The following is a 9992-nucleotide window of genomic DNA, read 5'->3' as shown; positions in this document are numbered from 1 at the left end:
AATGGCCGGAGGGCGCTACTGCGGATCAGGCGCTGGCCCAGGCGGTCTACCTCTGCGAGGAATGCGACGCGGTTATCAGTGAAGCCGACCGGGCGGAGATGCTCCGGAGCTGCCGGTGGAAGGCGGTCGATACTAACGGGAGCCGCCGCAGGATTGCGTTCCGGCTCAACGTATTCTATTCGCCGTGGGTGCGGCTGGGGGAGATCGCGGCCAGCTGGATCGAGAGCGAAAGCGCGCCCGAGCTGCGTCAGAATTTTATCAACTCCTGGCTGGCCGAGCCGTACAAGGAGATCGACCGGCAGATGGATGCCGAAACCCTGCTCGAAACGCGGCAGGGGCAGTACCCGGCAGGGAGGGTTCCGCCCGATACGGTCATGCTGACCGGCGGGGTGGATGTGCAGAAGCGGTGCCTCTATTGGACGGTGCGGGCGTGGCGGGTCAATATGACCAGCTTCAACGTGGCGCATGGGCAGGCGTTCTCCTGGGGCGAGCTGGAACGGGTCATGAACGCCTGGTACGAGGATGCGCAGGGCGGGAAGTATCAGGTGAACCTGTGTCTGGTGGACGCGGGATACGAGACCGACACGGTGTTCGACTTCTGCGCGGTCAACAGCAGCTGGGCGGTGGCGAGCCGCGGGTCATCCTCCCGGATGCAGAGCAAATACCGGGCGGGCCGGATCGAGCGCAACGGGATGGCGGACGGCCAGTTGATGCTCTGGGTGGACACCGACTTCTACAAAGACATGATCTTTTCCCGGTTGTTCCGGGAGGTGGAGAATGGAGGCTGGTTCCTGCACGACGGGTGCGACCCGGAATACGCCGAGCAGATCACCGCGGAACACAAGGTGATCGAGCGCAGACGGGGACATCTGGTCAGCCGGTGGGAACAGAAGGTTTCGGGCGGGGACAACCACTACCTGGACTGCGAGGTCTACGCGGCCTGTGCGGCGGATGTCTATGGGCTGCGCACCATCTACAGCAGGCAGGCACAGGCGGAACAGCCCCCGCCGCAGCCGGAAAGCCGTCCGGAGCGGCCCCGCAGGCATGGAAAATCATTTAGACGGAGGGGATCGGTATGAGTGAACTGTCGGAACTCAAGGAGCGGCGCGCGGCCCTGCTGAAAGCGATCAACCGGATTGAAAACGGGGCGCAGGAATACCGGCTGGGGTCGCGTTCGCTCAAATATGCGGACCTTGGGACGCTGTATGCGCAATACGAGCAGCTTACCGGCCGGATCAGCCGGATGGAACGTCCGGCGTATACGGTGGCGGTGCTGGGACGGAGGCGGGGCGGATGAAACAGAAGATGAGCCTGCTCAACCGGATGCTGCTGCCGATCGCGCCGAGGCTCGCCTGTGAGCGGGAGGCATGGCGGCGGCACGCACAGCGGAACTTCTACGCGGCAGCCGACCGCAGCCCCCGCAGCGCGGGGATGGCGCAGTCAAACACGACCGGGGAACAGGCCAACCAGGGGGCGCGGGAGATCATCCGGGCGCGCGCCCGGGACCTCGAGCGCAACTCGGACGTCATGAACAGCCTGCTGCTCGCCTTCGAGCGAAACGTGATCGGGAGTGGGATCGTCTTACAGGCGAAAATCCGAAGCGCGGACGGTACGGAGGAGGAAACGCTCAACAGCCGGATCGAACGGCTGTGGCGCAGGTGGTGCAGGCCGGGCGGCTGCGAGGTTTCCGGCCGGTTCGGGTTCCGGGAGGTGCTGGCGCTCTGCCTGCGGAGACGGCTGGTGGACGGCGGGATCCTGGTTGTCCGGTCCTACTTTGAGGGCCGGTACCAGCTCCAGCTGCTCGAGGTGGATGACCTGGACACGGCGGTACAGGGGCATGAGGGCCGCCGGGTGATCGGCGGGATCGAAGTGGACGACTACCGGCGGGCGCTGGCCTACCACATCCGGGTGTATGACGCGTGGGGGTTCCCGGTCGAAACCCGCCGCATCCCCGCGGACCGGGTGAGCTATCTGTCCTGCCTGACCCGCACCAGCCAGATCCGGGAGATCTCCCCGGCCGCACCGTCGGTAGGGCGGGTGGACGACCTCAACGAGCTGCTGGACGCGGCGGAGGAGAAGGAGCGGGTGCAATGCCATTTTTCGATGGCGATCAAGAAAACAGAGGGAACGCTCAGCGGCGGCCTGGCCGGATTGGGCAGAGGCTTCGGGCAGGCGCAGCGGGAAGAGGACCGGGAACCGCCGGCCGAGCTGCTGGAGCAGGGGATGGTGGTCTATCTGAACCCGGGGGAAGAGGTCCAGCCGATCTCGCAGGCAGGCACCAGCTCGACAGTCGATCCGCTGGTGCGCACCGCCCAGCGGCTGGCGGGCAGCAGCGTGGGGCTGAGCTACGAGGTGGCGTCGCGGGATATGTCGCAGGTGACCTACTCGTCCGCGCGGCAGGGGCTGCTGGAGGACCAGAAAACCTACAGGGGCCTGCAAACCTGACTGATCGACCATCTGTGCGAGACGGTCTATGAGGAGTGGCTCGACTGGATGGTGTTGAGCGGCCGGCTGGAGCTGCCGGGATACGAACGGGACGCGGAGCGGTATCAGGAGCATGTGTGGCTGTGCAGCGGCTGGGACTGGATCGACCCGCTCAAGGAGGCGAACGCCAACCGGATCGCGCTCGAGACCGGACAGACCACTATGCAGGCGCTCTGCGCGGCCCGCGGGACCGACTGGAAGGAGGTCGCGGAGCAGCGGGCACAGGAACAGGCATATCTGGAGCAGCTGGGGCTGCTCGACAACGGAGGGATGAAGGATGGCAAAGCAAATGGACAGCCCGCCCGCAGCGGGGCAGCTGGCGCACCGGAGCGCACAGCTGGAATGCCGGGCGGTCGAGGGGCAGCCCGCACAGTTTGAGATCTCGATTTCAAGCGAGACGCCCGCGGCCCGGTGGTACGGCAGGGAAATCCTCTCGCACGACGCGGGGGCGGTCGACCTGTCGCTCCTAAACCGGGGCGGTGCGCTGCTTTTCGCGCATGGTCGGGACGTCAACTATGGGCTGGTGCCGGTCGGGAGGATCGTGCGGGCGTGGCTGGATGAAGAGAAACGGCAGTGCCGGGCGGTGATCGAGATGGACGAGGACGACCCGGACAGCGCCCGGCTCAAAAGCAAGCTGGAAAAGGGGATGTTGAGCGGGGTGTCGATCGGGTACCGGCTGCTGACCCCGTACCAGCAGCTGAAGGCGGGCGATACCAGCGCAAACGGGCGGTTTTCGGGGCCTGCGTATGTCGCGACCCGGTGGCAGCCGCATGAGATCAGCTTGGAACCAATTCCCGCCGATCCGACGGTCGGTGTGGGCAGAACAATGGAGGAGGCATGTGAAATGGCATTGAAAGAGAAGCAGGAGGGAACAACCCCGGCGGAAGGGCAGAGGACACAGGAGCCGGTACCGGCGGTTACGCCCCCTGTGCCGGATGATGCGGCACTGACACGGGCGGTACAGGCGGAGCGGGAACGCACGACCCGGATTGACGCGCTCTGCGCCCGGTTCGGGGTCGACGACAAGACCCGGTCGCAGTACCTGTCGGAGGGGCAGACGGTGGATCAGGTGCGGGCGGCGATCCTCGAGCGGCTGTCGGCGGAGCGGACCCCGGTGGCGGCAGGGATCGGGCGCGAAACCGGCGTTACGGTGGATGAGCTGGACAAGGTGCGGGCGGCGGCAGCGGACGGCCTGCTGATCCGGGCAGGGTACGCACCCGAAAAACCAGCGGACGGCGCGGGGGAATTCGCGGGAATGTCATTCTCGCGGATCGCGGTGGAATGCCTCTCCCGGTCGGGGGTGGAGGACGCCAACCGGATGAGCGCGGAGCAGCTGTTCCGCCGGTCAATGACGCCGGACAGCGCGTTTGTGTCGATCCTGTCCAACGTGGCCAACCGGATCGTGCTGGACAGCCGGGACACCGTCCCGACCACCTTCCAGCTCTGGACCAGCAAGGCGAGCGCGTCCGACTTCAAGCCGACCGAATTCTACGAGATCGGCGAGGCGGGCGAGCTGCTCGAGGTGCCGCAGAACGGGGAGCTCAAGGAAGCGCGGCTGTCGGATGCAGCGGTTGCAACCCGCCGTCTGCTGACCTTTGGGCGAAAGATCACCTTTACCCGCCAGTTGTTTATCAATGACGACATCGGGCTGGTGTCGCGGACGCTGACCCGGTTCTCGCTGGCGGCACAGCGGGGGATCAATACGGCAGTGTACGACCTGCTGAAGCAGAACCCGGTCATGTACGACGGGAACCGGCTGTTCAGCGCGGCGCACCGGAACCTTGGGACCGGCGCAGCCCCCTCGACCGCGACGTTCGCCGAGGCGCGTAAAAAGATGCGCACCCAGCGGGACATCAGCGACAACGCTTACCTAAACCTTTCGCCCGCGTATATCCTTTCGAGCGCGGCGGACGAAACCGAGGTTGAAAAGCTGCTGACCTCGCTGGCCGACCCGGGGAGCGGCAATTCGGGGGTGGCCAACGTGTTCCGCAACCGGATGCGGCTGATTGTGGACGCCGAGCTGGACGTGGACAGCGGTGCGCAGCCCTACTACTTTGTAGCCGACCCGCGCATGGCGGACACGATCGAGGTCTGTTACCTGAACGGGAGCGAGACGCCGATCGTCGAGAGCCGGATGGCGTTTGATGAACTGGGCGTGCAGTACCGGGTCTATATCGACCGGGGGGTCACGCTGCTGGGCTACCGGGGCCTGTTCAAGAACCCGGGCAAGGCATAAGGAGGGATTCGGATGGCGGAATTTGTACAGAAGGGCGAGAGCTTAAACTACCGCAACGAGGGCAGCGAGCTGATCCGATACGGGGAAGTCGTGGTGCTCGAAGAGCGGATCGGGGTGGCGGGCATCGACATCCCGGCGGGAAGCCTTGGTACGGTCGGGGTGAGCGGGGTCTATGAGATGCCCGCGGAGACCGGGACCGCGTTCCAGATGGGGCAGACACTCTGGTGGGATGCGGAAAACAAACGGCTCACCGCGACGAAGGCGGCAAGCGGGGCAATCCTCGCGGGATATGCGGCAGAGGCGAAGGCTGCGGAATCCGCGGCCGCGCTCTGCAAGCTGTGAGGGGGCGGCAGGATGATCCGGTTGTTTTGTCCATTGACGCATAACGGATACCTGATCCCGGCGGGAAAGACCGTCTGTCTGCCCAAGGAGCTGGAAGAGAAGATCGTGGCCGCGGGCAACGGCAAACGAGTGGTTGCGATGGATGTGAGCGAGGATTGGTTCGAGGGAGACGATCCGCCGACAAAAGAACCAAAGGAGCAGGAATCCGCAGAGGAGGCCAAACCGGAGGAATCGCCAGATTTACTCCCCGGCGTGCAGGAACTGCCGGTCGGCCGCAAGGGAAGGAAGTGAGCAGGTGCCAACATTCAAAGAACAGATGCGGGAGGACATTGGGCTGTTCCTGAATCTGGAGGAGTTTGCGGAGCTGCGCACCGTGCGGTATGACGGGGAAAGCTATCAGGACATTCCCGTTGTACTGGAAGGGCCGGTGAACGAAGAGCGGGAACAGCTCCGGGACGACCACGTCCAGGGCCTGCACCGGGTCAGCGCGGTTCTTCACTGCGCCGAGAGTGACCTGGGCGGCAAGCTCCCAAGGCAGGGCTGCCCCTTGCAGATCAACAACTGCAAGGGTGGCGGCGGCTATTTCCGGCGCTATTACGTTGCAGCAGCGGCCCGTGAAATGGGGATGCTGCGCATCGAACTGGAGGCGATCCAGGATTGAGGTTTGATAATATCAGCAGAGAGGCGCGCAGGCCCGCGGGCCGGGGGACCTGGGAAGGACCGGCGAGCGCGGACATTGACGTAACGGTAACAGCCGGACAGAATGTGCTGGATCGGGCGGCGGGCCTGCTGGCCGGTATTGAGGGCGGACTTGAAAAAGCAATGAAAAGGGCCCTGTCCAGAACAACCTCCTATCTGCGAACAGAGAGCACCCGAGCGATCCGGGAGCGGTACGCGATTGCTGCGGCAGGCATCCGGGCCAACGAGAATGTCTCAGTCCGGTACAGTTACCAGAACGGGGTACAGGTATGTATCACCTTCGCCGGGTACCGGATCCCGCTGCACCGGTTCGACGGATCCGGCCCGATTAACCCTGCCTACGATACCAGCCGCCGGATTCCTGTGATGTTTGGCCCGGACAAGTGGCGGCTGCTGCATCCCGGCAGTCCCGCCTATGGACATGTCCTGAAAGGGACATCCGCCAAATCCTTCCCGAACGCGTTCGCCGCGCGGATGAAAACCGGACATGTCGGCATCTTTGAGCGGACCGGCGGCATGACCTCCCGCAGCAAGGATGAGATCGAGGAGTTGTTTGGGCCTTCGGTCGCCCAGATGCTGGACAGCCCGGAGGTTTCGGAGAGGCTGACGGCAGGAGCGGAGCAGGCGTTTGAAAAGCAGCTGGACCATGAAATCATGGCGCTTATGAATGGATGGGGATGGTGACAGAATGACAAGGATTCTTTTACTCGAACAGCTGAAAGCCTTCACGCTTGAGGCCACAAAAAATATCATTTTGCCGGTGCAGATGCAGGAAGAGGACACCGAACCGCCCGCGCCCCGGCCCGCCAAGGTGTTCCTGACCCGCCTGCCGGACGGCAAAGTCTACATGCGGGACGCCCCCTACATTCTGCACCAGGTGATTACCTGCAAGGATGTGCACCAGCCCGGCAGGCCATGGCCGGATTCCTCCGCTGTTGTCCGCTCGGTATTCTGCGTATACCACCCGGATGAGCAGGAGGGCGGGCTGGCCCTTCTAAACCTGATGGAGCGGATGCGGATCGCCCTGATGCAGCAGGTGGTCATCGGCAAACAGTTCACCCTGAATTTGCAGGAAGGGCTGGAAAGCTTGATCTATCCCGAGAACTCTGCCCCGTTCTATGCGGGGGAGATGATCTCCCAGTGGAAATTAAAGTCGGTGGAAAGGAAGTTGACGCAATGGCAAGAAAGATAACGGCCCGACCCAAGCCGGATGACGGCGGGTTCTACTGCTACATTGGCCCCAACCTTGCGGGGCTGATCCAGAGCGGGACGATCTACATGGGTACGAAAGAAGAAGCGCTCGCCGCAGCGGCCCGCGCGATTGAAAAACAGCCGCTGGTAAAAACCCTGATCGTCTCGGGCGCGGCCCTGCCGGAAGCCCGGCTGAAGGTCAAAAAGCCCGGTAACGCCCTGTATGCAAACTACCGGAAGGTAGCAGCCGGAAGGGAGGGGAAGTAAATGGCCAATCTTGGAGTGCACGTGTATGAACAGGCAACCTCGCTCAGCACGCCGGTCGTGACGGATGCCGGGATCCCGTATGTGGTGGGCGTCGCCCCGTCGCACGCGGCGTCCAATCCGGGCAAAGCGTATACGCCGGTCCTTTGCACCAGCTGGACAGAAGCGGTGGAAAAGCTGGGCTTCTCCTACGACTGGGAAACCTACACCCTCTGCGAATTCATGTACAGCCATTTCCAGCTGTTCGGTTGTCAGCCGGTGATCTTCTGCAACGTGTTCGACCACACCAGAATGCAGAAAGCCGGGGAAGGCAGGGACTATGCAGTATTGGAGCACAGGATTTTCATACCGTTCGGGTTTGTCCACGATGACAAGCTGCTTGTGACCTGCGTCAAGAAAGCTGATTCGGATAAGGTTATCACGGCGGACAATCTGCTGGTGGAAGATGAGGATTACAGCGTCCTGTACGACGCGGACGAGGATGCCTGCATCATCGAGCTGCTGCCCGCCAGTGATTACTACCAGACCGCGGAGACGCTGCATGTCGAGGGGCAGGTTGTGGAGTTTGGCCAGATCGACGAAAAGGACATCATCCGGGGGCTTGGCGTGATCGACGAATGTATGACCGTCGTGGGAGTGATCCCCGACCTGATCTGCGCCCCCGGCTACTCGCATCTGTCCACCGTCGCGGCGGTCATGGCGACCAAGGCTGCGGGGATCAACGGCCTGTTCCGCGGCAAGGCGCTTATTGACATCGACTCCGGCCCGGACGGCTGTACCGAATATTCCAGCCTGACCTGGCACAAGAACAAAAACAACTTTATCGACGAAAATCAGGTTGTCTGCTGGCCAATGGTCAAGCTGGGAGATTACCGGTTCCATCTGTCCACCCAGATGGCGGGCCTAATGGCCAAGGTGGACACCGAGAACGCCGGATGCCCGTACGAGTCGCCCTCCAACAAGGCGCTCAAGATCGACGGCTGCTGTCTGGCGGACGGAACTGAGGTCAATCTGACCTGGGAACAGGTGCAGCTGATTGCCGGAAGCTACGGGATCGTGACCGCTCTCAACTTCATGAGTATGGGCTGGGTGGCCAAGGGCAACTATGTGGGCTGCTACCCCGCGAACACCGACGTCAAGGATTATTTCATCCCGGTTTCCCGGGTGTTCGACTGGGTGGGCAATACCCTCATCCGAACCTTCTGGTCCAAGCTGGATAAGCCCATGACCCGGAGGCTGATTGACAGCATCCTGGATACCTGCAACCTCTGGCTGGCAGGGCTGGTCAGCGCGGAACGGCTGCTTGGAGCGCGGGCGGAGATGCTCGCGGAGGAAAACCCGCTGCTGGATCTCATGGCGGGGATCCTGCGGATCCATATCTACATCACGCCGCCCAGCCCGGCGCAGGAGATCGACTTCACGCTGGAATATGACCCGGACTATGTGCAGGCCGCACTATCCGAATAAGGAGGGACGGTAAATGAGTCAGCAGGCAGCAGCCTATATCAATCTGGAAGTCTATGAGGACAGCGTGAACCTGTTGGGGGTTGCCAAGGTACAGCTGCCCACCATCGCCTATCCGACCGTGTCCATCAGTGGCGCGGGGATGATGGGCAACATGAACGTCCCCCTGATCGGTATGGTGGACGCCATGAGCGCGACCATCAACTTCCTGACCGTGACGCAGGCCGCCGCGAGCCTTGCGGCCCCTAGACAGCATCTGCTCGACCTGCGGGTAGCGGAGGAGTTCTGGGAGGTCGAGAAGGCGGAGTCGGGTATGTGGGCGGAGAAATACGTCATGCTGGTGCAGACCAAGAGCATCGCGCCGGGGACGGTCGCGCCCATGTCGGCCGCGGATGTGTCCGGGGAGTTTGAGGTCTATTACTATGCCGCATACCGCAAGGGAAAGCGGCTGTGGGAGATCGACAAACGCAACATGCGGTGTATCATCGGGGACGTTGACTATATGGCAGATGTGCGCCGGGCGCTGGGCAAGGCATAAAAAACAGCCTCCCCGGCAAGGGAGGCTGTAAAGGGGTTATTGGACGCCGAGACGTTCTTTCAGGGCTTCCTGTAAGACCTGCGAGAAGTTGACGCCCGCCTGCTCCGCCCGGGCGTTCAGCCAACTGGGCAGCGTAAGGGTTTTTTTAACGGCGCGGGAATCATTCCTTCGACGGTATTCGTCCGTATCCGCTGCAACAATACTGACAAACTGCGGGCTTTCCACCTGAGGGACTTCTGTAGCGGCGGGAATAGGTTCCTTCTTGTTCTCGGCATCCCATAGCCACATGGATGCAGCATCCTCGGCCATAAAGACCGCATCGGCCAGATTTGTACCGAAAGTACGACATCCGGGAAGATCGGGAACCTTTACGTCAAACATTCCATCTTCAATCGGGGTGAAAATTGCAGGATATGCGTATTTCACGAGATACACCTCCTAAAAATTTTTGAGAAGAGGTGCAGGGCTTATTTCAGCCCTGCATCCTCCAGAATTCCCCGTGCTGTAAATTCAGGGACTTCTTTATGTCGGGGGATCGCAATCTTGATCCCCGGCTTCTGGGGGTGGGTGGCAAGGTCGTGACTGCCGCCGTGGGAGATGATCCAGCCGGCTTTTTTCAACGCCTTGTCGATGTCCTTGCGTTTCATCTTTCCTCACCTCCTGATTCTATTATAGCACGTGCAAGCACGTGTGTCAATAGAAAAAACACGTATCAACACATATTTTTTAAAGGAGAGATTTCAATGACTCCAGAAACCAAACCGAAGTTTCAGG

At 62.0% G+C, this 9992-nt stretch carries 15 protein-coding genes; 13 read left to right on the top strand and 2 right to left on the bottom strand.

The genetic code is table 11. From position 1 onward, the window contains the following. From C814_RS11760 to C814_RS11705, 13 genes are all read left to right on the top strand, one after another. A partial coding sequence (locus C814_RS11760; protein ID WP_016318053.1) for a terminase gpA endonuclease subunit occupies positions 1-1079 on the top strand: 1079 nt, incomplete at its 5' end. After that, a complete protein-coding gene (locus tag C814_RS11755; protein ID WP_016318052.1) occupies positions 1076-1297 on the top strand; it encodes a hypothetical protein in 222 nt (73 codons plus the stop codon). The genes C814_RS11760 and C814_RS11755, both read left to right, overlap by 4 nt. After that, positions 1294-2445 (top strand): phage portal protein, encoded by a 1152-nt coding sequence (locus tag C814_RS11750; RefSeq protein ID WP_016318051.1) that lies wholly within the window; start codon positions 1294-1296, stop codon positions 2443-2445. Before C814_RS11755 ends, C814_RS11750 begins: the two co-directional genes overlap by 4 nt. A gap of 48 nt (positions 2446-2493) precedes the next feature. After that, the gene (locus C814_RS22245) at positions 2494-2862 is read left to right on the top strand and encodes a hypothetical protein (protein ID WP_051142443.1); all 369 of its coding nucleotides are present in this window, start codon (positions 2494-2496) and stop codon (positions 2860-2862) included. After that, positions 2762-4720: a prohead protease/major capsid protein fusion protein gene (locus C814_RS11745; RefSeq protein WP_016318050.1), complete on the top strand. Its 1959-nt coding sequence runs from the start codon at positions 2762-2764 to the stop codon at positions 4718-4720. The genes C814_RS22245 and C814_RS11745 overlap by 101 nt, the downstream gene beginning before the upstream one ends. Positions 4721-4732: 12 nt before the next feature. Continuing rightward, positions 4733-5062, top strand: a complete 330-nt coding sequence (locus C814_RS11740) for a DUF2190 family protein (RefSeq protein WP_016318049.1) — start codon at positions 4733-4735, stop codon at positions 5060-5062. A 12-nt stretch (positions 5063-5074) separates the two neighbouring features. Next, positions 5075-5353 carry a hypothetical protein gene (locus C814_RS11735; protein WP_016318048.1) on the top strand — a complete coding sequence of 93 codons (279 nt, stop codon included), beginning with the start codon at positions 5075-5077 and terminating at the stop codon, positions 5351-5353. 4 nt (positions 5354-5357) lie between these two features. Then, positions 5358-5723, top strand: coding sequence for a hypothetical protein (locus tag C814_RS11730; protein WP_016318047.1), 366 nt, complete (start codon positions 5358-5360; stop codon positions 5721-5723). Next, positions 5720-6445, top strand: a complete 726-nt coding sequence (locus tag C814_RS22240; protein ID WP_016318046.1) for a hypothetical protein — start codon at positions 5720-5722, stop codon at positions 6443-6445. Before C814_RS11730 ends, C814_RS22240 begins: the two co-directional genes overlap by 4 nt. Positions 6446-6449: 4 nt before the next feature. Next, positions 6450-6953, top strand: coding sequence for a hypothetical protein (locus C814_RS11720; protein ID WP_016318045.1), 504 nt, complete (start codon positions 6450-6452; stop codon positions 6951-6953). Next, positions 6938-7219: a hypothetical protein gene (locus C814_RS11715; RefSeq protein WP_016318044.1), complete on the top strand. Its 282-nt coding sequence runs from the start codon at positions 6938-6940 to the stop codon at positions 7217-7219. Before C814_RS11720 ends, C814_RS11715 begins: the two co-directional genes overlap by 16 nt. Continuing rightward, positions 7220-8683 (top strand): phage tail sheath family protein, encoded by a 1464-nt coding sequence (locus tag C814_RS11710; protein ID WP_016318043.1) that lies wholly within the window; start codon positions 7220-7222, stop codon positions 8681-8683. A 13-nt stretch (positions 8684-8696) separates the two neighbouring features. Then, positions 8697-9218, top strand: coding sequence for a phage major tail tube protein (locus C814_RS11705; RefSeq protein WP_016318038.1), 522 nt, complete (start codon positions 8697-8699; stop codon positions 9216-9218). 36 nt (positions 9219-9254) lie between these two features. Here the strand turns inward: C814_RS11705 and C814_RS11700 are convergent, their stop codons facing one another. Both C814_RS11700 and C814_RS11695 read right to left on the bottom strand, forming a co-directional pair. Further along, a complete protein-coding gene (locus tag C814_RS11700; protein WP_016318037.1) occupies positions 9255-9644 on the bottom strand; it encodes a type II toxin-antitoxin system HicB family antitoxin in 390 nt (129 codons plus the stop codon). Positions 9645-9685: 41 nt separating this feature from the next. Beyond that, on the bottom strand, positions 9686-9865 hold the full coding sequence (locus C814_RS11695) for a type II toxin-antitoxin system HicA family toxin (RefSeq protein WP_016318036.1): 180 nt from the start codon (positions 9863-9865) through the stop codon (positions 9686-9688). Positions 9866-9992: the final 127 nt, after the last annotated feature.

It is taken from the genome of Anaerotruncus sp. G3(2012) (assembly GCF_000403395.2).
GTDB lineage: Bacteria > Bacillota > Clostridia > Oscillospirales > Ruminococcaceae > Anaerotruncus.
This window is presented reverse-complemented; position numbering and strand designations above follow the sequence as displayed.

Bases quoted from the DNA above. Each gene is read 5' to 3' on its own strand.
- C814_RS11745 (WP_016318050.1), top strand. From the start codon at position 2,762: ATGGCAAAGCAAATGGACAGCCCGCCCGCAGCGGGGCAGCTGGCGCAC.
- C814_RS11705 (WP_016318038.1), top strand. From the start codon at position 8,697: ATGAGTCAGCAGGCAGCAGCCTATATCAATCTGGAAGTCTATGAGGAC.
- C814_RS22245 (WP_051142443.1), top strand. From the start codon at position 2,494: ATGGTGTTGAGCGGCCGGCTGGAGCTGCCGGGATACGAACGGGACGCG.
- C814_RS11750 (WP_016318051.1), top strand. From the start codon at position 1,294: ATGAAACAGAAGATGAGCCTGCTCAACCGGATGCTGCTGCCGATCGCG.
- C814_RS11715 (WP_016318044.1), top strand. From the start codon at position 6,938: ATGGCAAGAAAGATAACGGCCCGACCCAAGCCGGATGACGGCGGGTTC.
- C814_RS11695 (WP_016318036.1), bottom strand. From the start codon at position 9,865: ATGAAACGCAAGGACATCGACAAGGCGTTGAAAAAAGCCGGCTGGATC.
- C814_RS11710 (WP_016318043.1), top strand. From the start codon at position 7,220: ATGGCCAATCTTGGAGTGCACGTGTATGAACAGGCAACCTCGCTCAGC.
- C814_RS11740 (WP_016318049.1), top strand. From the start codon at position 4,733: ATGGCGGAATTTGTACAGAAGGGCGAGAGCTTAAACTACCGCAACGAG.
- C814_RS11755 (WP_016318052.1), top strand. From the start codon at position 1,076: ATGAGTGAACTGTCGGAACTCAAGGAGCGGCGCGCGGCCCTGCTGAAA.
- C814_RS11720 (WP_016318045.1), top strand. From the start codon at position 6,450: ATGACAAGGATTCTTTTACTCGAACAGCTGAAAGCCTTCACGCTTGAG.
- C814_RS11735 (WP_016318048.1), top strand. From the start codon at position 5,075: ATGATCCGGTTGTTTTGTCCATTGACGCATAACGGATACCTGATCCCG.